This window comes from Gryllotalpicola sp. CP2-P1 (genome assembly GCF_057512245.1).
In genome coordinates this window covers 1-18,258 of record NZ_JBLRDT010000034.1, presented here as the reverse complement: position 1 = coordinate 18,258, position 18,258 = coordinate 1, and the positions used below count along the sequence as shown (strand labels likewise).

General features: G+C 71.1%; 22 protein-coding genes. 7 read left to right on the top strand and 15 right to left on the bottom strand.

Going from position 1 to position 18,258, the window contains the following annotated elements; genetic code table 11:
• From ACM2XV_RS04710 to ACM2XV_RS04700, 3 genes are all read right to left on the bottom strand, one after another.
• The coding region (locus ACM2XV_RS04710) for a glycerophosphodiester phosphodiesterase (RefSeq protein WP_487026133.1) at positions 1–284 on the bottom strand (284 nt) is incomplete at its 3' end.
• A 55-nt stretch (positions 285–339) separates the two neighbouring features.
• A complete protein-coding gene (locus ACM2XV_RS04705) occupies positions 340–1,281 on the bottom strand; it encodes an SPFH domain-containing protein (RefSeq protein ID WP_487026132.1) in 942 nt (313 codons plus the stop codon).
• A gap of 39 nt (positions 1,282–1,320) precedes the next feature.
• Positions 1,321–1,785 carry an NfeD family protein gene (locus ACM2XV_RS04700; RefSeq protein WP_487026131.1) on the bottom strand — a complete coding sequence of 155 codons (465 nt, stop codon included), beginning with the start codon at positions 1,783–1,785 and terminating at the stop codon, positions 1,321–1,323.
• Between the two features lie 78 nt (positions 1,786–1,863).
• Between ACM2XV_RS04700 and ACM2XV_RS04695 the strand changes: the two genes are divergently transcribed.
• Entirely contained in the window at positions 1,864–2,628 is a 765-nt protein-coding gene (locus tag ACM2XV_RS04695; RefSeq protein WP_344778079.1) for an SDR family oxidoreductase, read from the top strand.
• Positions 2,629–2,635: 7 nt separating this feature from the next.
• Here ACM2XV_RS04695 and ACM2XV_RS04690 read toward each other — a convergent pair whose 3' ends face one another.
• Positions 2,636–3,292 (bottom strand): VOC family protein, encoded by a 657-nt coding sequence (locus ACM2XV_RS04690; RefSeq protein ID WP_487026130.1) that lies wholly within the window; start codon positions 3,290–3,292, stop codon positions 2,636–2,638.
• A gap of 46 nt (positions 3,293–3,338) precedes the next feature.
• On the opposite strand from ACM2XV_RS04690, the gene ACM2XV_RS04685 reads away from it, so the two are divergent.
• A complete protein-coding gene (locus ACM2XV_RS04685) occupies positions 3,339–4,229 on the top strand; it encodes an LLM class flavin-dependent oxidoreductase (protein ID WP_487026129.1) in 891 nt (296 codons plus the stop codon).
• Here ACM2XV_RS04685 and ACM2XV_RS04680 read toward each other — a convergent pair.
• The 4 genes from ACM2XV_RS04680 to ACM2XV_RS04665 form a co-directional block, all read right to left on the bottom strand.
• Positions 4,207–4,881, bottom strand: a complete 675-nt coding sequence (locus ACM2XV_RS04680) for a TetR/AcrR family transcriptional regulator (RefSeq protein WP_487026128.1) — start codon at positions 4,879–4,881, stop codon at positions 4,207–4,209. The two genes, ACM2XV_RS04685 and ACM2XV_RS04680, sit on opposite strands and share 23 nt — an antisense overlap.
• A gap of 35 nt (positions 4,882–4,916) precedes the next feature.
• Positions 4,917–6,440, bottom strand: coding sequence for an MFS transporter (locus ACM2XV_RS04675; protein ID WP_487026127.1), 1,524 nt, complete (start codon positions 6,438–6,440; stop codon positions 4,917–4,919).
• A gap of 133 nt (positions 6,441–6,573) precedes the next feature.
• Positions 6,574–6,948 carry a VOC family protein gene (locus ACM2XV_RS04670; protein WP_344778089.1) on the bottom strand — a complete coding sequence of 125 codons (375 nt, stop codon included), beginning with the start codon at positions 6,946–6,948 and terminating at the stop codon, positions 6,574–6,576.
• 39 nt (positions 6,949–6,987) lie between these two features.
• On the bottom strand, positions 6,988–7,584 hold the full coding sequence (locus ACM2XV_RS04665; RefSeq protein ID WP_487026126.1) for a DJ-1/PfpI family protein: 597 nt from the start codon (positions 7,582–7,584) through the stop codon (positions 6,988–6,990).
• Positions 7,585–7,741: 157 nt separating this feature from the next.
• On the opposite strand from ACM2XV_RS04665, the gene ACM2XV_RS04660 reads away from it, so the two are divergent.
• Entirely contained in the window at positions 7,742–7,963 is a 222-nt protein-coding gene (locus tag ACM2XV_RS04660; protein WP_487026125.1) for a hypothetical protein, read from the top strand.
• A 117-nt stretch (positions 7,964–8,080) separates the two neighbouring features.
• Complete coding sequence (locus ACM2XV_RS04655; protein ID WP_487026124.1) at positions 8,081–8,857, top strand: SDR family NAD(P)-dependent oxidoreductase; 777 nt, start codon at positions 8,081–8,083, stop codon at positions 8,855–8,857.
• 16 nt (positions 8,858–8,873) lie between these two features.
• Here ACM2XV_RS04655 and ACM2XV_RS04650 read toward each other — a convergent pair whose 3' ends face one another.
• Positions 8,874–9,689 (bottom strand): alpha/beta hydrolase fold domain-containing protein, encoded by an 816-nt coding sequence (locus ACM2XV_RS04650; RefSeq protein ID WP_487026123.1) that lies wholly within the window; start codon positions 9,687–9,689, stop codon positions 8,874–8,876.
• A gap of 22 nt (positions 9,690–9,711) precedes the next feature.
• Positions 9,712–10,737: an aldo/keto reductase gene (locus ACM2XV_RS04645; RefSeq protein WP_487026122.1), complete on the bottom strand. Its 1,026-nt coding sequence runs from the start codon at positions 10,735–10,737 to the stop codon at positions 9,712–9,714.
• A gap of 121 nt (positions 10,738–10,858) precedes the next feature.
• On the opposite strand from ACM2XV_RS04645, the gene ACM2XV_RS04640 reads away from it, so the two are divergent.
• Entirely contained in the window at positions 10,859–11,425 is a 567-nt protein-coding gene (locus ACM2XV_RS04640; protein ID WP_487026121.1) for a TetR/AcrR family transcriptional regulator, read from the top strand.
• Between the two features lie 31 nt (positions 11,426–11,456).
• Positions 11,457–12,374: a cation efflux transmembrane domain-containing protein gene (locus ACM2XV_RS04635; protein ID WP_487026120.1), complete on the top strand. Its 918-nt coding sequence runs from the start codon at positions 11,457–11,459 to the stop codon at positions 12,372–12,374.
• Between the two features lie 12 nt (positions 12,375–12,386).
• Here the strand turns inward: ACM2XV_RS04635 and ACM2XV_RS04630 are convergent, their stop codons facing one another.
• Positions 12,387–13,118, bottom strand: coding sequence for an SDR family NAD(P)-dependent oxidoreductase (locus ACM2XV_RS04630; protein WP_487026119.1), 732 nt, complete (start codon positions 13,116–13,118; stop codon positions 12,387–12,389).
• Between the two features lie 156 nt (positions 13,119–13,274).
• Between ACM2XV_RS04630 and ACM2XV_RS04625 the strand changes: the two genes are divergently transcribed.
• On the top strand, positions 13,275–13,973 hold the full coding sequence (locus tag ACM2XV_RS04625; RefSeq protein ID WP_344778105.1) for an SDR family oxidoreductase: 699 nt from the start codon (positions 13,275–13,277) through the stop codon (positions 13,971–13,973).
• A 1-nt stretch (position 13,974) separates the two neighbouring features.
• On the opposite strand, the gene ACM2XV_RS04620 is transcribed toward ACM2XV_RS04625, so the two are convergent.
• The 4 genes from ACM2XV_RS04620 to ACM2XV_RS04605 are packed head-to-tail and all read right to left on the bottom strand — an operon-like array spanning position 13,975 to position 17,994.
• Positions 13,975–15,663 carry a cation:proton antiporter gene (locus ACM2XV_RS04620; protein ID WP_487026118.1) on the bottom strand — a complete coding sequence of 563 codons (1,689 nt, stop codon included), beginning with the start codon at positions 15,661–15,663 and terminating at the stop codon, positions 13,975–13,977.
• 25 nt (positions 15,664–15,688) lie between these two features.
• Positions 15,689–16,402, bottom strand: coding sequence for a GAP family protein (locus tag ACM2XV_RS04615; RefSeq protein ID WP_344778109.1), 714 nt, complete (start codon positions 16,400–16,402; stop codon positions 15,689–15,691).
• Positions 16,403–17,413 carry a hypothetical protein gene (locus ACM2XV_RS04610; RefSeq protein ID WP_487026117.1) on the bottom strand — a complete coding sequence of 337 codons (1,011 nt, stop codon included), beginning with the start codon at positions 17,411–17,413 and terminating at the stop codon, positions 16,403–16,405. It abuts the gene before it with no gap.
• On the bottom strand, positions 17,413–17,994 hold the full coding sequence (locus tag ACM2XV_RS04605; protein ID WP_487026116.1) for a sigma-70 family RNA polymerase sigma factor: 582 nt from the start codon (positions 17,992–17,994) through the stop codon (positions 17,413–17,415). Before ACM2XV_RS04605 ends, ACM2XV_RS04610 begins: the two co-directional genes overlap by 1 nt.
• Between the last annotated feature and the right edge of the window lie 264 nt (positions 17,995–18,258).

The following is an 18,258-nucleotide window of genomic DNA, read 5'->3' as shown; positions in this document are numbered from 1 at the left end:
TTGAAGCGCGCCTCGGGCAGCGCCGCAAGCGCCTCGGCGAGCGTGCTGAAGCGCGCCCCGTTGCCCAGCTCGACGTCGGCGAGTGCCGCGCGGGTGAGCTGATCGATGCGCTCGCGGCGCCCCGCGAGCCGCCTGAGGTCGGGGTCGTGGCTGATGATCGCGATGCCGTCGGCCGAGGCGTGCACGTCGGTCTCGATGTAGACCGCGCCGGCCTCGAGCGCCTTGGTGAAGGCGGGCAGGGTGTTCTCGGGCGCTTCGAGCGCGAGCCCGCGGTGCGCGAGCACGCGCGGACGCGGGGGAGCGAAGTAGCCGCTGCCCGAGTCGCCGGCGCTCAGGGCGCTACTCCGCGGCGGGCGGAGTCGCCGGCGGGTTCGTCGCGGTCGGCACCGAACCGCCGGGAACCTTCGCGCCGAACGCCTGCCCGATGCCGTCGAGCGCCTTGGTGAGCTCGGCGGGGATCATCCACACCTTGTTCGCCTGCCCGTTCGCGATGAGCGGCAGGGTCTGCAGGTACTGATAGGCGAGCAGCAGGTCGTCGGGCTTGCCCTGGTGGATCGCGGAGAAGACGGTGTCGATCGCCTTCGCCTCGCCCTCTGCGCGCAGGATCGCGGCCTGCTTCTCGCCCTCTGCGCGCAGGATCGCCGACTGCTTCGTTCCTTCCGCGTTGAGGATCTCGGCCTGCTTGGTGCCCTCGGCGTTCAGGATCGCGGCGCGGCGGTTGCGCTCTGCGCGCATCTGCTGCTCCATCGAGTCCTGGATCGAGGCGGGCGGGTCGATCGACTTGAGCTCGACACGGCCGACGCGGATGCCCCACTTGCCCGTCGCCTCGTCGAGCACGACGCGCAGCTGGGAGTTGATGTTGTCGCGGCTCGTGAGCACCTCTTCGAGGTTCATGCCGCCGACCACGTTGCGCAGGGTGGTCGTGGTCAGCTGCTCGACCGCGGCGAGGTAGTTCGCGATCTCATAGGTCGCCGCGCGGGCATCCGTCACCTGGAAATAGATGACGGTGTCGATCGAGACGACCAGGTTGTCCTCGGTGATGACCGGCTGCGGCGGGAACGACACGACCTGCTCGCGCAGGTCGATGAGCGGCCGCAGGTGGTCGATGTACGGCACGAGCAGGTTGAGCCCCGGTGTGAGGGTCTTGTGATAGCGGCCGAGCCGCTCCACGACGCCCGCCCGCGCCTGGGGGACGATGCGGATCGCCCGGAAGATCGTCACCAGCACGAAGATGATGACGATCACGATGACGACGCCGATGATCACTGCGCCTGCGTCCATGCCGACCTCTCTGTCATGTCACGTCTGTTCCGCGCCGCCTCAGCCGAGCGGCGCGCTGCTCGCCTCTGGTTCGATGACGACGGATGCCCCGTCGACGGCCAGCACACGCACGAACACGCCCGGGCCGATCGCCGGCGCGGTCTCGCCGCGAAGCCGTGCGCTCCACGTCTCGCCGTTCGCGAGCTTCACCTGGCCGCCCGCCTGCGTGACCTGGGTGAGCACCTGGCCGGTCGTGCCGACGATGGCGTCGATGTTGCTCTTCGTCGGGTCGGAGCTGCGGCGCAGCGCGTTCAGCAGCGGCGGCCGCAGCAGGAAGGTGCCGAGGATCGCGATGACGGCGGCGATGATCGTCGCGAGCCACCAGGGCGCCCCGAGCAGATCGGCGATGAGCCCGCCGAGGGCGCCGAGGGCGAGCAACATGAACTCGATCTCGGCCGTGAGCATCGCGATGGCCACGAGCACGACGATCAGAGCGGCCCAGACGACCCACTCGAACCCACCCATGAGGCTCACCCTACTGTCATTGGTAGGGTCGATGGGGGTTTCTTCGCACCCTATTTCGTCCCCCATTAGGAGTTCCTCGTGACCAACCCTCTCGCCCCCGGATCCCTCGCAGGCAAGCGCGTGCTCGTCACGGGGTCGAGCCGCGGAATCGGCGCCGACACGGTCACCTACTTCGCCGAAGCGGGGGCGAAGGTCGTCATCAACTACCGCAACAAGGCGGCGCGCGCCGAGAAGCTGCAGGCGCAGCTGGCCGAGAAGGGCGCCGAGGCGCTGGTCGTCGCCGCCGATCTGACCGACCCCGAGTCGGTCGCCGCGATGTTCGCGCAGGTGAAGGACGCCTGGGGCGGACTCGACCTGCTCGTGCTGAACGCGTCGGGCGGTATGGAGGCGGGCATGGGCGACGACTACGCGCTGCGCCTCAACCGCGATGCGCAGGTCTCGGTGCTCGAGGCCGCACTGCCGCTGCTGGCAGCGGGCGGCCGCGTCGTGTTCGTCACGAGCCACCAGGCGCACTTCATCCGCACGACGCCGACCATGCCCGAGTACGAGCCGGTCGCGAAGTCGAAGCGCGCCGGCGAGGACGCACTGCGCGAGCGGATTCCCGCGCTCGAATCACGCGGCATCGACTTCGTCGTCGTCTCCGGCGACATGATCGAGGGCACGATCACGGCGACGCTGCTGAACCGCATGAACCCTGACGCGATCGAGGCGCGCCGCCAGGCCGCCGGGAAGCTCTACAACGTGGCCGAGTTCGCCGCAGAGGTCGCGCTCGCCGCTGTCGAGCCGGTGCCGGCGGGCCACACCCGCCTCGTCGGCGACACCTCCGGCTTCGCGGGCGAGTAGCCCGCCCTCAGGAGATGTCGGGCCACGGGGCAACGTCGACCTCGTTGCCCTCGGGGTCCGCGAGCGTCCACCAGTTCGGCCCGTTGTCGCGCACGACGCTGCCGCCTGCCGCGACGGCCGCGTCGATGCGACTGCGCGCCACGTCGCCCGGAACGTAGAGGTCGAGGTGGATGCGGTTGCGCTGCGGCCGGGGCGCATCCATCTGCTGGAACCACATATTGGGGCCGAAGCCGCCGGGGTCGGTGACGTCCTCGTCGAGGAACGGCGCGTAGCCGAGCACCGCCGCCCAGAACGGCCGCACCCTCTGGATGTCCAGCGCGTCGATGGCGATCTGCACCGCCTGCACCCGGCTCGGGTCGGCGGCGGCGCCGAGTTCCCGGGCCACGGCCGAGATCTGCGCCGCGAGCTCGGCGTCTCGGGCGCTCAGCCAGGCGTCGGGCTCGACCTCGTGGGTGCGCAGCCGCACCTGCACGCCGGAGTAGCGCAGGTCGACGTCGGGGTGGTGGTTCGCGGCATCCGCCAGCTCGCCGATGCGCGTCAGCAGCTTGACGCCCGTCGCGAACGAGCCGGTCGCGAAGTAGCACGCGGCGCCGGTGGAGAGGATGCGCCAGTCCTCGACCCCGGGAAAGGCGTGGAACTCGTGCGGGGTGATGGGCTCGACCATGGGGCGCAGGGTACCCGCTGTCGGCGGCCGCCTCTAGCCTCGCGGTATGAGCTCACTCGGAATCATCTTCCAGCCCTCCTCGCCGCCCGAGCGGCTGCGCGCGGCCGCCGGCGCCGCCGAAGAGGCCGGTCTCGACGAGCTGTGGGTGTGGGAGGACTGCTTCAAAGAGAGCGGCATCGCCTCGCTGGTCGCGGCGCTCGCGGCGACCGAGCGGCTCAGGGTCGGCGTGGGCATCCTGCCGATGCCCCTGCGCAACGTTGCCCTTCTCGCGATGGAGCTCGCCACGATCGATCGCCTCTTCCCGGGTCGTGGGCGCTTCGGCGTGGGCCACGGCGTGCAGAGCTGGATGGGGCAGACGGGGACCCGCGTTGCCTCGCCGCTGACCCTGCTGCGCGAATACGTGCCGGCTCTGCGGCGGCTGCTCGCCGGCGACGAGGTCACCGCGTCGGGCCGCTACGTGAGCCTCGACCGCGTGAGGCTCGACTGGCCGCCGGCAGCACCGACGCGCATCCTCGCCGCGGCCGAGGGGCCGAAGACGACCGCTCTCGTCGGCGAGGTCGCCGACGGCATCGTGCTCACCGGCGGCTGGAGCGCAGGCATGGTGCGCGACAGCGTCGCGCGGGCGACGCGGGCCCGGGCGGATGCCGGCGTCGACGGCGCCTTCGAGGTGGCCGTCTTCCTGCTGGCCGACTTCGGCGACGGTGCGCACGAGCGCATGGAGGCCGAGTTCGATCGCTGGCGGTTCACGGGGGAGCGGCGCTACGCAGCCGTCGGATCGGTCGACGACGTCGCGGCAACGGTGCGCGACGTGTTCGCAGCGGGGGCGACCTCGGTGCTGCTGCAGTCCCGCATGGGCGACGACGACGTCGAGGGCTTCGCGCGGAACGCAGGCCGGGTGCGAGAGGTGCTCGGGGTCAGTGCTTCTTTGCGGCCGTGAGCGCGGTCTGCAGCTCGTCGAAGTCGAGCGCCTCGACCGGCAGCTTGCCGCACGGGGTGGCGCGCAGCCCGTCGAGCAGCAGCCAGAGGTACCGCTTCCAGACCGGCCGGCCGACGGCCTCGCTCATGGTGAAGTTCACGCCCATCATGAACAGGATGGCGGCGATGTCGGTGGGGGCCGCGTCTGCGCGCAGGCATCCGTTATTCTTCGCCCGCTCGACGAGAGCGGTGACGGGCTCGAACAGCGCATCGCGCATCGTCTCGAGCTTGCCGTCGACGTGAATCGGCTGCTCGGCCATGGTTCCGGCGGTCATCAGCTCGTGCAGTCCGCGGTCGTCGGCCTGCTTCGCCACCGTCGTCTCGATGAACCCGACGAGCGCCTGCCACGGGTCGTCGACCTCGAGGGCCGCGCGCGCCGAAGCGGCGAGTTGCTCGAAGTCGTCGGCGAAGATCGCGGCGGCGAGCTCCTGCTTGTTGGCGAAGTGCCGATAGGCGGTGCCGACGCCGACTCCGGCGTGGTGCGCGATCTCGTCGAGGGTCGCCTCGAGGCCCCGCGCGGCGAACACCTCGCGGCCCGCGTCGAGCAGAAGGCGGCGGTTGCGCGCCGCGTCACGACGAAGCGGCCGGGTAGGGGAATCCGCAGTGCTTGTCACACTCGTCACTCCTTCCCGGCCGCGTCGTCGCATCGCTATGCGTGAATCATTGCAGGCTCTCCTGAGGAGTGGACGAATTCCTCCGGCACGCCGCGACGCAGCACGATCGCGGTGACCACGGCGCCGCCCGCGAAGATCGCGGCCGCGAGCCAGAACGCCACGTGGTAGCCCTCGATCGCACCCTGCGCCTGGACGCCGAGCTGAGCCTGCTTGGTCAGCGCCTTCGCGATGTGATCGGTGATGTAGGCCGTGATGGTGGTGCTCGCGATGGTGTTGAGCAGGGCGGTCCCGATGGAGCCGCCGACCTGCTGCACCGTGTTGACGGTGGCAGAGGCCACGCCGGCGTCTTCGGGGTTCACGCGCAGCGTCGAGATGCTCATGGCGATCGAGAACAGCGTGCCCATGCCGAGACCGAGCAGGATGAGGCTCGGCAGCACGTCGGCCGCGTAGTCGCCGAGGACCTCGATGCGCGTGAGCAGGGCGAGGGCGATGGCGCCGAGGAGCATGCCGATGGGCACGAGGATCTTCGGGCTCACCCTGCGCTGCAGACGCGGCATGATGACCGCCGCCGTCAGCACGATGGCCGCCGGCAGCGGCAGGAAGGCGACGCCGGTCTTGACCGCGCTGTAGCCGAGGTTCGACTGCAGGTAGTAGGTCATGAAGAGGAAGACACCGAACATGCCGGTCGTCGCGAGGAACATCGCGATCAGGCCGCCGCCGCGGTTGCGGTCGAGCAGGATGCGCAGCGGGAGCAGGGCGTGCTTCGAGTAGGCCTCGATGACGACGAACGCGACGAGCAGGACCCCCGAGGCGATCAGGAAGCCGAGGGTCTTGACGTCGCCCCAGCCGTCGGTGTCGGCGAGCGAGAAGCCGTAGACGAGGGCGAACAGACCGGCGGTGATGGTGATGGCGCCGGGCAGGTCGAGCCGCGGTCGGTGCGCACTCGCGCTGTGGCGCAGCAGCACGAACGCGCCGATCAGGGCGGGAATCGCGAAGAAGATGTTCACGAACATGGTGGCGCGCCACGAGAAGTACTCGGTCAGCACGCCGCCGAGCAGCAGGCCGAGGGCGGCGCCGCCACCGCCGATGGCGCCGAAGATGCCGAAGGCGCGCCCGCGCTCTCGGCCGTCGACGAAGGTCGTGGTGAGGATGGCGAGGACGGCGGGCGCGAGGATCGCGCCGAACGCGCCCTGGATGACGCGCGCGGTGACGAGCATCTCGAAGCTGGTCGCGAAGCCGCCGAGGGCGGATGCCAGGGCGAAGCCCGCGAGGCCGATGATGAGCGCCCACTTGCGGCCGAACAGGTCAGCCAGGCGGCCGGCGAAGAGCAGCAGGCTGCCGAAGGCGAGGGTGTAGCCGGTGATGATCCACTGGCGGTCGTTGTCGCTGAACGCGAGCGCCTTCTGCGCGGTCGGCAGGGCGATGTTCACGACGGTGGAGTCGAGGATGACCATGAGCTGGCTGAGCGCCAGCACGACGAGGATGACCCAGCGACGCGAGTGATGGTGCTCTGCATGCGGGTCGGCGCTCACGGTGGGCGCGGTGGCGGTAGCGGACAAGAGGGCTCCCGAGGACTAGAGCTTGATTCGGAGATTGATACTCCGGTTACTCTAGGTGCAAAACGGAACCACTACCTCCGGATTAGCTGAGGGTCTGGTTTCGCGCTGATGAACTGCGGGGGAGTGAGCCGATTCAGTCGTCGAGGCGACGGCGCAGCAGGCAGAACTCGTTGCCCTCGGGGTCCTGCAGGACGTACCAGGATTCCTCGCCGGTCTGGCCGACGTCGGCGTGCCGGGCGCCGATGCCGAGGAGCCGCTCGAGTTCGGCATCCTGATCGCGGTCGGTCGGGTTCACGTCGATGTGAATGCGCAGCCGCTCGGGCCTCGGGTCGGTGCTGCGGCTGAAGATCAGGGTCGGCTGCAGGCCGCCGAAGCCGCTCGCCGGCCCGATCTCGACCTCGTCGCCGTCATCGTCGAGGGTCGTGAATCCGAGCACCTCGCTCCAGAAGTCCGCGAGCCGTTGCGGATCGACGCACTTGATCACCAGTTCCGAGAGCCGTGATGCCATGTGCGGAACGCTAGCGGCGATCGGTGCGATCCGCGCAGGTCACGCGCGGTCCTGCCACATCCACTCCATCTCGTCGACGACGGCGGCGTGCGCCTCGGCCCCCGCGAGCTCGGCGACGACCGCCAGGGCGAGATCGGTTCCCGCCGAGACCCCTGCCGAAGTGCGGATGCGGTCGGACGAGCGCACGAAGCGCCGCCCGCGCACGACCATGGTCGTGGGCGAGGCTGCCTGCAACTCGTCGAAGGCGCCGTGGTGCGTGGTGGCTTCGAGGCCGGCCAGCAGGCCGGCAGAGCCGGCGACGAGGGCGCCGGTGCACACGGTGAGCAGCAGCGAGGCATCCGCACTTCGCTCGCGCAGCCACGCGAGAACGCGCTCATCGCGCTGCAGTGCGCGACTGCCGCGCCCGCCGGGGATCACGAGGACGTCCGCGCGCGGCGCATCGTCGAGCGTGAAGTCGGGAACGACGGCGAAGCCGCCACGGCCGACGGGGTGCGGCGTGACGCCGACGGATGCCACGGCGAAGGCGCTGGGGTCGGTGACCTCGCCGGCGACGTTGAACACCTCGTAGGGGCCGGCATAGTCGAGGACTTCCATGCCGTCGAAGGCGAGGATCTGAACGGACCAGGGGAGAGGCATGCCGCAAACGTACCGGCAGCGCGGCTCCTGGCAGAGAGCGGCAGACCCGTCATCCATCTCAATCCAGACGGATTCCATAATGTGAGGGAAATTCGACGCAGGCGGGGGGAGAGACTCGGCTCGCGGCCACTACGACGACGCTTTCGACTTCGAGTCGTTGAGGCGGCTCACGCTCGACCCGCTCAGGCCCGGTGGCAGTCTCAGGTACGCGGCGCGCCTGCACGACCTCGAGACCGACGAGCTCGCACCGAGATTCGCCGACGCACCGGCCGACGCGATCGTCGTGTTCGACGAGACGTTCCTGCAGCGCGACGCGCGGGCGAGCATCGTGATCGACAACACCGACCCGCAGCGGCCAGCCCTCGTCACATCGGCCTGACACCTGGTGTGCCGACGCTCCTCTCCAAACCGATCTGATCTCCGATAATGCTGGTTATGTCAATAAAGCCATTCCTGCCGCTCCCCGCCGCGCACGCACGGACGTAGGGTCGAAAGGATGAGCACCGCGGAGCGGATGGAAGACCTGAACGGCGTGCGCGCCCTGATCACCGGCGGGACCTCGGGGCTGGGGCTCGCCATGGCCGCGGGGCTCGCCGAGGCCGGCGCTCGGGTCGCGATCACGGGACGATCGGCGGATCGTGTCGCCGAGGTCGCCTCGACCATCGGGAACGACGCCATCGGCATCGCGATGGACAGCCGCGACGAGACGTCGGTCGAGGCCGGAGCGACACGGGCGTGGGACGCGCTCGGCGGGATCGACCTGCTGGTCAACAACGCCGGCATCGGAATGCGCACGGTGAACCCCGACTTCATGACGACGCCGCACGGCTTCTGGGAAGTGGCACCCGCCGCCTTCCGCGACATGGTCGACACGAACCTGACGGGATACTTCCTGGTCGCCCGCGCCGTCGTCCCCCGCATGCTCGACGCGGGCAGTGGACGCGTCGTGACGATCAGCATGAACCACGGCACGATGAACCGACGCGGCTTCGTCCCCTACGGCCCGTCGAGGGCCGGCGCCGAGGCACTCGCGCGCATCATGGCCGCGGATCTCGCCGACACTCCCGTGCGGGCGAACATCCTGCTGCCGGGCGGCGCGACGGCGACGGGGATGCTCGACGGCATGGCTCGCCCTGGTGGTCTCGCCGTGCTCTCCCCCGACGTCATGCGCCCGCCGATCCGCTGGCTGGCCTCGAAGGAGGCTGCCGACGTGCACGACGAACGGATCGTCGCGACGGAGTTCGCGGACTGGCTGGCCGCGCGGCGCCGGTGAAGGCCGGCGGCACGCGTCAGCGCGCCAGGAGTTCTCCGAGCACCGCAAGCGCCTGATCGCGAGCTTCCGCGTCGCCCACGGTGCCGCCGCCGACGAATCCGTGCCCGACGCCCTCGAGCAGAACCAGCCGGCTCGGCACGCCTGCGGCGCTCAATCGCTCATGCATGTGCACGGCCTCGGGTCGCAGCGCGTCACGGGTGCCGACGGCGATGAGCGTGGGCGGCAGGCCGTCGACGGGCGTCCTCACCGGGTCGACCCCCGGGGCCGCGGCGTCGCTCCCGGCCCACGCGGCCACGGCGTCGGCGAGCAGGTCGAGGTCGGGGCCGCCGTCGACCGTGCGATCGGCCACCGCCAGGCTGAGGTCGAGGCTCGGATTCGTGAGGAAGAGCGCGGCGACCGGTATCCCCTCGTCGCGCAGCCGCGCCGCGGCCACGAACGCGATCGCCCCGCCGGCCGAGTCGCCCGACAGCACGAGGGCCCCGTTCGGGTGCTCGGAGTGGGCCAGCCTGGCGGCCGCCAGGAAACCGGCGATCGACTCCCCTGCACGCGCCTCGGGCGCGAGCGCGTAGTCCACCGAGTACACGACGCTGCCGATCGCCGACGTGAGACGGCGGCAGTAGGCATCCTGCGAATCGAGGTCGCCGACGACGAAATACCCGCCGTGCGCGTAGACCGCGACCACGGCCGGCTCGCCGGGCTGAGCCGCATAGCGGCGCACGCGCACTCCCCCGGCGTCAAGGTCGTCGACGGCCGCGACCTCGGGGCCGGGCGCGCGCGCCGCCGCTCGTGCTCTCGACTCTCGGCGCAGACGCTCGGCCGTTCCCTGGTCCATGGGCGAAAGTCTTGCAGAACGCCTAGGCCGCAGAGCGCTCGCCGGGCACCCGGCGACGCAGGCCCGGGTCGCCGACCTCGGGGCCGCGATAGACCATGTCCATCGCCCCGACGCTCTCCCCCGGCGGCACGATCGCGTCGATGCGGTCGAGGACCTCGTCAGAGAGTGCGACGTCGGTGCCGGCCAGCGTGTCCTCGAGCTGCTCCATCGTGCGCGGCCCGGCGATCGCCGAGGTCACGCCCGGGTGCGCGATCACGAACGCCATCGCAAGATGCGTGAGCGTGATGCCCACCTCGTCCGACAGCGCGACGAGCTGCTCCACGGCGGCCAGCCGGCGCTCGTCGCGGAAGTGGCGCATCCCGGTGCGGGTCGAGCGGAAGTTGTCGTTCTCGCGCCCGGCGCGGTAGCGACCCGTCAGCGTGCCGCCGGCGAGCGGGCTGTAGACCAGGGTGCCCATGCCGTAGCGCTGGGCGACCGGCAGGATCTCGCGCTCGATCTCGCGATCGAGGATCGAGTAGTTCGGCTGCTCGGTGCGGAAGCGCTCGAAGCCGCGCCGTTCGGAGACCCACTGCGCCTCGACGATCTCGGAGCCGCGCATCGACGACGACCCGATCGCGCGCACCTTGCCCTGCCGCACGAGGTCGGTGAGAGCCGAGAGGGTCTCGTCGATGTCGGTGTCGGGGTCGGGCCGGTGTAGCTGATAGAGGTCGATGTAGTCCGTCTGCAGGTTGCGCAGCGAGCGCTCGACGGCCTGGACGATCCAGCGGCGCGACGCGCCACGGTGGTTCACGTCGTCATCGACCGCACCCCAGAACTTCGTCGCGAGCACCACCTCGTCGCGGCGGCCCCTGAGGGCCTCCCCCACGACCTGCTCCGAGTCGCCGTAGCGGTCTGCGGTGTCGATGAAGTTGATGCCGCCGTCGAGCGCGCGCTGGATGATGCGGATGCCCTCCTGGCGGTCCGGGTTGCCGAGCGAGCCGAGCATCATCGCGCCGAGCGCGTAGGGGGTGACCTTGATGCCGGTGCGGCCGAGGGTGCGGTACTGCATGACTACTCCCTAGTGGCATCCGCTCGGATGCCGTGAGACGATTGGAAACGGGACATCGTTCCGATACACCTCACTATATGGGACATTGTTCCGCTTATCAACGAGTCAGGGAGAACCGCGGATGCCTCGGGCCGATGCGCAGCGCAATGTCGACGCTCTTCTCGCCGCCGCTAAGGAGGAGTTCACGACCCATGGCGTCGACGTGGGAGTGCGCGCCATCGCCGCGCGCGCGGGGGTGGGCACGGCGACCCTCTACCGCCACTTCCCCCTGCGCTCCGACCTGATCGTCGCCGTCTTCCGGCGCGAGATCGACGACATCACGGCCCTGGCGACGCAGCTCGCCGAGACGCATGAGCCCGATGCGGCCGTTCGCCAGTGGGTGCAGCGCTACACGGAGTTCGTGGCCACGAAGCACGGGCTCGGTGCGGCGCTGCACTCGGGCGACCCCGCTTACAGCGGGCTGCGCGAGTACTTCGAGAGCAACGCCGGCCCCGCGCTGCAGCGTCTGCTCGACGCGGCGGCAGCGGCGGGCGCCATGCGCGGCGGTATCGACGCGATCGACTTGATCGGCGCCGTCGCCAATCTGTCGGTGCCGCCGCCCGGCAGCACCGACACGTCGCGCGCCGCGCGGATGGTCGGGCTGCTGCTCGACGGGTTGCGCTACGGGGCGGGCGCTTCCCGGTTGTAGTCCGCCTGCGCTTCGGCCACGCTTGTCGGCCATGAGCCGTGACGACACCGCGGCGGCGATTCGCGCCGAGCGGCGCGTTCTGACCGCCTCCTTGCTCGGCGCCGGGGTGCTCGGCGTGGGCGCGGTTGCGTGGGGGCTCGTCACCGATGCGGGTGCACTCGTCTTCGACGGGGTCTACACGCTGGCCGGAATCGCGCTGTCGGCCGCATCCCTGCTCGCCTCGCGGGCTGCTGCTTCCGCACCGTCACGCCGATTCCCCTTCGGAAAGCAGGCCGCAGTGCCGATCGCGGTGCTGATCCAGGGCGCGGCACTCGGCGGCACACTCCTCTACGCCGCCATCACCGCGGTTCAGGCCATCGCCGCGGGCGGCTCGCGCGCCTCGAAGGCGGTGCTGCTCGCATACGGCCTGCTCTCTGGCGCGTTCTCGGCGCTACTCGTGCTGATCATGCGCGGCCTGGCCCGCGACTCGGACCTCGCGCGGGCCGAGATCGTCGGCTGGCGCGCAGGGACCGTGCTGAGCCTGGTCGTCACCGTCGGCGGCGCGGGAGGCCTCCTTCTGGAGCGCACGGCGCTCGGCGGCCTGAGCGTCTTCGTCGACCCTGCCCTGGTGCTGGTCGCCGTGGCGATCGTCGCGGGCATGCCCGTGCAGCTCATCCGCGCCGGACTGCACGAGCTGCTCGAAGGCGCGCCGCCGCCGGACGTGGTCGCCCGCATCGAGCACGCCGTCGCCGACGCGCGCGCCTCGTTCGAGCTCCCCGCTCCCCTGGTGCGCCCGACGAAGCTCGGCCGCCGCCTCTACGTCGAGATCGACTTCGTCGTCGCGCCCGACCTCTGGGACGTCGACGCCGAAGACCGCGTGCGTCACGCCATCGTCGCTCGGCTCGAGGAGTTGCCGTTCGACGTCTGGGCCTCCGTCGAGCTCACGACCGACGAGGGCCTCGCCTCCTGAGCGGCCGGCGGCTCAGCCGACGCGCTCGCCGTCGGCGAAGATCGCACCCGACGGGGACCCGGCGGGCAGCGTCGCCGCCGCGACGACCCACTTCGCGGCCTCCGTGGGCGGTACATCCTCGTCGTCGGTGCCGAGCTCGGGGTGGGTGTCGACGCGGCCGGGGTCGACGGCGTTGACGAGAACGCTCGTGTCGTGGAACGCGGCGGCAAGCATCTTCGTCAGAACGTTGAGGGTGTGCTTCGCGAAGGAGTACGCAGGGGCGCCGACGTCGCCCGGGTTCTGATCGAGGTACGTGATCTGCTGATACGCGCCGCTCGACAGGTTCACGACGCGAGCCGCCGGCGCCGCCTCGAGCAGCGGACGCAGCGCGACCGTGAGCAGCCAGGGGCCGATCACGTCGACATCGAACGCGGCCTGCACATGCTCGATCGAGACATCGAGAGCGGAACCCGTGTTCATGTCGGGGAAGACGCTCGCGTTGTTGATGAGCACGTCGAGGTGGCCGTGCGCCGCGCGGATCCGCTCGGCGGCGCGCCCGAACTCGGCCGGGTCGCCCAGGTCGAGGCGATAGCCCTCGGCGCTGAGCCCCTCCGCCTGAAGCGCCTGCACCTGCTCGGCGGACTGCGCGTCGCTGCGCGAGGTCACGATCACGTGGAATCCCTGCTGCGCGAGCCCGCGCGCCGTGGCCATGCCGAGGCCGCCGGGGCGCCCTGCGCCGGTGACGAGTGCGATCTTCTGGCTCATGCCGTTCCTCTTTCTTCTTTCTTCCGTTACCCCCATGCTTCCCTATTCGCGCTGCTCGGTTCCTCTCGACGCTGCTCGGGCCCGGGCAGCGCGAAGCGGATCTGAGCAGCGCAACCGGCGGGGTGGGGATGCCGGGCGGCTGGCTAGGCTCGACGGATGACCGACGCCCAGGCATCCGCTCAACTGCCCATCGCCCTCGTCACCGGCGCAACGCGCGGAATCGGGCGCGCGATCGCCGAGGAGCTGGGGCGCACGCACCACATCCTCGTCGGCGGCCGCCGCGTCGACCGGGTGGCCGAGGTGATCACGGCGCTTCCCTCCGCAGAGGGATATCTCGCCGACCTGGCCACTGGCGACCTTCCGCCTCTCCCCCGCCGGCTCGACGTGCTCGTGCACTCGGCCGGCGTCGAGGCGGGCGACCGCATCGCCGACACCGACCGCGCCACCTGGGAGCGCGTCTTCGCCACCAATGTGTTCGCGGTCGCCGAGCTGACCCGCGCGGCGCTTCCGGCACTGCGCGCCGCGCGCGGCATCGTCGTCGCGATCAACAGCGGCTCGGGCTTCGTCAGCGGTCCGCGTGGCGGCGTCTATGGCGCGTCGAAGTTCGCGCTGCGCGCGCTGACGGATGCCCTGCGCGAAGAGGAGCGGCCGAACGGCGTGCGCGTCTCGAGCGTGCACCCCGGTCGCACGGACTCCGACATGCAGCGCGCGCTCACCGACAAGCTCGGCGAGGACTACGACACCGACTACTTCCTCGCACCGCAGGACGTGGCCGCCGCCGTGCGGCTCGTGGTCGATCTGCCCGAGCGCGGCACCGTCGAGACGCTGTCGGTGCGGCCGACGCGGCGACGCTAGCTCACTCGTCGACCGCCGTGGCGCCCGCGAGGGTACCGCGCAGCTCGATCGCGATCTCGGACGCGTCCAGGTTCAACAGCGCGCTCTCGAGGATGTCGGCGTCGAACGTGCCCGTATCGCGCGCGTCGAGGAGCGCGGCGCGCTGAGCCGAGATCACGGCGAGGCGGTGCGCCCTGGCCGCCTGGAAGCGCTCGGCCGTGGGCTTTCCCTCGAGCTGCGGCAGGTCGGGAACCGTCTGCGCGCTGGATCGCAGGATCTCGAAGATGCTGTTCCGCTCGGCCTCCGCCTGCGCGGCCGCTGCCTCCTCGTCCCGCCTTGGGGCGAGCAGCTTCACCACCCAGCCGACCGTTCCGCCCTGGACGAGCAGGGACAGCGCCGCGACCGTGAAGGCGATGAGCACGAGCACCGAGCGCTGCGGCGTGCTGTCAGGCAGGGTCTGCGCGGCCGCGACGGTGACGGCGCCGCGCATTCCGGCCCAGACGACGATGCCGCCCTCGCGCCAGCCGAGCGGCTGACGGCGGAAGTAGTCGATGTCGGCGAGCAGCTGGGCCACGCGCCGAGCCATCAGGTCGAGTCGCCGCTCGGAGGCGGGGCGGCCGAGGGTGTTCGCGCGCTCGATCACCTCCTGCTTGCCCTCTGGCGAGCTCAGCTGGTCCTGCATGGTCAGCAGGCGGTCCTGCGAGCGCCTGCCGCGATGCGTGCGCCGCCCGAGCACCAGCAGGAGCGGCACGACGTATGCCGCGCGCACCAGGATCGTGACCCCGAGCGCCGCCGCCGCGATGGCCACGGCGACGAGCACGCCGGCGTGATCGCCTTCGACGCGCGCGACGATCTGCTTGATCTGGATGCCCATCGTGAGGAACACGACCCCCTCGAGCACGAGCTCGACCGTGCGCCAGTTCTGCGAGTCGGAGAGGCGGTTCTGGGGCGAAAGGTCGCGAGGCGCGCGGATGCCGGTGACGAGACCCGCGACGACCGCGGCGACGAGCCCCGACGCGCCGAACAGCTCTGCCGGAACCGATGCGAGGAACGGCACCGTGAACGAGATCAGCGTGTTGACCGCGGGCTGCCGCACGTGCTTGCGCGCGATCAGGCCGAGCCAGCCGACCGCCCACCCGATCAGGCCGGCGATGAGCACGGAGAGGGCGAAGCTGCCGACGGCTCCCCAGAACGAGAACGACGCGGCCACCGCGACGACGGCGGTGCGCAGCAGGACGAGGGCAGTCGCGTCGTTGAGCAGGCTCTCGCCGTCGAGCAGTGCGACGACGCGCTTCGAGACGGGACTGCGCTTGATGATCGACGTCGCGACGGCATCCGTCGGGCTCACGATCGCGCCGAGCGCGACGCCCCACGCGAACCCGAGCCCGGGCACGACGAGCGCGAAGAACGCTCCGAGCACGAGGGAGCTGCCGACCACGAGCAGCACCGACAGGCCGCTGATCGCGCCGAACTCGCGCCGGAAGTTCATGGCGGGCATCGACACCGCCGATGAGTACAGCAGCGGCGGCAGCACCCCCGCGAGGATCAGCTCGGGCTCGACGTGAACGTGCGCGAAGAACGGCAGGAAGCTCGCCCCGACCCCGACCGCGACCAGCACGAGCGGGGCCGCGATGCCGAGCCGCGGGCCGAACACACTCGCGCCGGCGATCGCCACGAAGGCGGCGACCATCACGATGAGCAGTTCCGTCACGGCTACCAGATTGGCATGCGCCCGCTCAGCCGAGGCGGAAGATCGCCGTCGTGATGCCGAGCGCCACGAAGACCAATCCCCCGACGATCAGCGCCCAGGTGAGCAACGGGCGCAGGTCGCGGCTCATGATGCGCGAGTACGCGCGCCGCATCCGCACCGACAGCCGCGGCATCCGTCGCCACACGTAGCCGGCCGCAAGGTACGGCGCGACGACGAAGAAGAGGAACCAGGCATAGCCCGCGAGTTGCAGGGTCAGATGCTCGGTGGCGCCCGCGATGACGCGGCCGGTGACGTACATCGTCACGGGTGGCACGAAGCCGATCGCCGTGTTCGCGAAGCCGACGCCGAGCATGGCCTGCGGGTGCTCGTCACGGGCGCTCACCCGGGTGGGCGGCGCTTCGCGAGGCGAGCGGCGCGCGTACCAGCCGAAGACGAGCCCCCCGACGATCAGCAGACCGCCGGCCACGAAGTCCACGACGGACTGGACGAGCAGCCGGGCGACCTGCCCCTGCAGCTGATGGGCGATGGTGGTCGGGTCGAAGGTGCGGAAAGCGAGCAGCAGCACCGTCGCGCTGAGCGCCATGCCCCCGGTGAGGAAGAGGATCGAGCGTCGAGGGCTGCCGCCGCGTGCAAGCAGGTGCAGGGTCACGCCGTACAGCGGCGGACTGAAGCCGAAGGTGAGACCGAGGAAGATCAGGCTGACCAGCGCGCCGAGCCCGCGCGCCAGTTCACCGCCCACTCATCGATGGTAGGCGGAACGGTCGGCCCCGTGCGAACCGCGCTGCCCCGTCGGCGCAGGCGTTCCTGTCGGTTGCGACGAGCGGGCGGCGGCCCCGGCCGCCGGCGTCTCGCGCGCCGGCGTCGGAGGTGTCGTCTGCTGGGGCACAGGGCCGGCTGAACCGGTTCCGGTGCTCTGCGCAGGCCTCGAGGAAGGCGTCCGGGGATCGGTCGGCGCCGCCCCGGGCTCCGTCGCCTCCGCCGCGCCGTCGCCCGCACCGGTCGCGTCGGACGGTGCAGGGGACGACGTGGGCGCCGGGTAGCCCGTGTCGTCGCCGCTGGGGTACGTCGAGGATGCCGGGGAGGACGGCTCGTCCGTGTCGGGTGCAGACGGGTAGCTCGACCACTGCGCGGCCGTTCCTGACCGCTCATCGCCGTCGCGCGAGGGGTAGTCGCGCGACTGTGCGCCGTGCTCCGAGGCATCGCCCGTTCCCCCGTCGCCGCGCTGCTCGACGGCTCGGTGCTCAACGGCGCGGAGGCGCGCGTCCCCCGGCCACCAGATCCGCTCGGCATCAGGCAGCGATGCACGGCGGAATGCGCCGCTTTGCTCGGATGCTCCGGAGCCCTGCTCGGGGTCTTCGGCGCCGACGACAGGAACGACCGCCGAAACCGCCTCGGCGGGTGCCGCGGCGGCAGGCGGTGCGGCCTGGCCGACGTCGGCCGCGAGGCGCTGAACCGGCTCGGGAAGACGGTCGGTCGCCGCGGCGCTCAAGCCGCCGCTCGCGGCGACGGCGATCGACACGCCGAGCGTGACTCCCCACAGGCCGCTGCGGCGACCGGGGCGCTGCCCTTCGTCCCCGCCGCCGCGGGGTTCGGCCCCGCCGCCGTCAGGGGCGAGTTCATCGACCGCGAGCACGAGCTCGGCGAGCAGACGCGCTGCCGGGTCCTCCCGCGGGCTCTCACCGGCGGCGATGGCCGAGAGCAGGGCGTCATCGGCCTCGATCCGCGCGAGGTCGTCGTCGTCCGGGGTCATCACGCCCCCTCCGTCGTGTCGTCGGCGGGCCCGGTGATCCCGGCGCGCAGGGTGGACAGCGCACGATGCTGGATCACGCGCACGTTCGCCGCCGTCGTGCCGAGCGCCTCGCCGACCTGTTCGGCGCTCAAGTCGGCGACGATGCGCAGCAGCAGCACGTCGCGGTGCCGGTCTGGTAGTCCGTCGAGCCGCGCCAAGAGCCCTCGCAACGCGTCATCGCGCTCGGCCCGCTCGAGCGGCCCCGGTGCCGCGGAACTCACGTCCGGCACATCCGCAACCGCGACCTCGGGGCGGCGCCCGCGCGAGCGCTGCGACATCAGCACCTTGTTCGACGCGATGCCGAAGACGAAAGAGGTGAACCGGCTCGCGTCCCCATCGAATCGCGGCAGGGCCTCGGTCAGCGCCACGCACGTCTCCTGCGTCACGTCTTCTGCTTCCTCTCTGGCTCCGATCCGCGCCATTGCGTACCGGAAGATGCGAGGGCGGACCCGGCGGATGACATCGCCCACCGCGGCTGGGTCGCCGGCTTGCGCGCGGGCCACCAGCCCCGACAGCTCGTCTCCCCCGTCTCCCTGTCGCATCGCTGCCTATTGTCCCCCATATGGGGGTCCGATTATCAAGATCGGTTCCGATCGGCGCGACCTGCAGCACCGATCGGAACTCAGGGACGTCAGTGGCGGCCGCCACCGAAGGCGCTACCCCTGCGCCCGTCGCTCTGGATGCCGGCACGATGCCGCGCGGGCACGGCGTGGCCGCCCGCACGATGGCTCGACGGCGCCTCGCGCTGCACCGGCACCGACGACCGATGCGCAGGAGCCGGTGACCTCGCCGGGGCCGGCGCCGCG

What these genes read in the sequence shown, in the direction of transcription:
- ACM2XV_RS04670 (WP_344778089.1), bottom strand. Translation starts at nt 6,948, where the DNA reads ATGGCATCACGGCTCTCGGAACTGGTGATCAAGTGCGTCGATCCGCAA.
- ACM2XV_RS04605 (WP_487026116.1), bottom strand. Translation starts at nt 17,994, where the DNA reads ATGCGACAGGGAGACGGGGGAGACGAGCTGTCGGGGCTGGTGGCCCGC.
- ACM2XV_RS04625 (WP_344778105.1), top strand. Translation starts at nt 13,275, where the DNA reads ATGACCGACGCCCAGGCATCCGCTCAACTGCCCATCGCCCTCGTCACC.
- ACM2XV_RS04645 (WP_487026122.1), bottom strand. Translation starts at nt 10,737, where the DNA reads ATGCAGTACCGCACCCTCGGCCGCACCGGCATCAAGGTCACCCCCTAC.
- ACM2XV_RS04700 (WP_487026131.1), bottom strand. Translation starts at nt 1,785, where the DNA reads ATGGGTGGGTTCGAGTGGGTCGTCTGGGCCGCTCTGATCGTCGTGCTC.
- ACM2XV_RS04690 (WP_487026130.1), bottom strand. Translation starts at nt 3,292, where the DNA reads ATGGTCGAGCCCATCACCCCGCACGAGTTCCACGCCTTTCCCGGGGTC.
- ACM2XV_RS04665 (WP_487026126.1), bottom strand. Translation starts at nt 7,584, where the DNA reads ATGCCTCTCCCCTGGTCCGTTCAGATCCTCGCCTTCGACGGCATGGAA.
- ACM2XV_RS04630 (WP_487026119.1), bottom strand. Translation starts at nt 13,118, where the DNA reads ATGAGCCAGAAGATCGCACTCGTCACCGGCGCAGGGCGCCCCGGCGGC.
- ACM2XV_RS04650 (WP_487026123.1), bottom strand. Translation starts at nt 9,689, where the DNA reads ATGGACCAGGGAACGGCCGAGCGTCTGCGCCGAGAGTCGAGAGCACGA.
- ACM2XV_RS04685 (WP_487026129.1), top strand. Translation starts at nt 3,339, where the DNA reads ATGAGCTCACTCGGAATCATCTTCCAGCCCTCCTCGCCGCCCGAGCGG.
- ACM2XV_RS04635 (WP_487026120.1), top strand. Translation starts at nt 11,457, where the DNA reads ATGAGCCGTGACGACACCGCGGCGGCGATTCGCGCCGAGCGGCGCGTT.
- ACM2XV_RS04640 (WP_487026121.1), top strand. Translation starts at nt 10,859, where the DNA reads ATGCCTCGGGCCGATGCGCAGCGCAATGTCGACGCTCTTCTCGCCGCC.
- ACM2XV_RS04705 (WP_487026132.1), bottom strand. Translation starts at nt 1,281, where the DNA reads ATGGACGCAGGCGCAGTGATCATCGGCGTCGTCATCGTGATCGTCATC.
- ACM2XV_RS04655 (WP_487026124.1), top strand. Translation starts at nt 8,081, where the DNA reads ATGAGCACCGCGGAGCGGATGGAAGACCTGAACGGCGTGCGCGCCCTG.
- ACM2XV_RS04610 (WP_487026117.1), bottom strand. Translation starts at nt 17,413, where the DNA reads ATGACCCCGGACGACGACGACCTCGCGCGGATCGAGGCCGATGACGCC.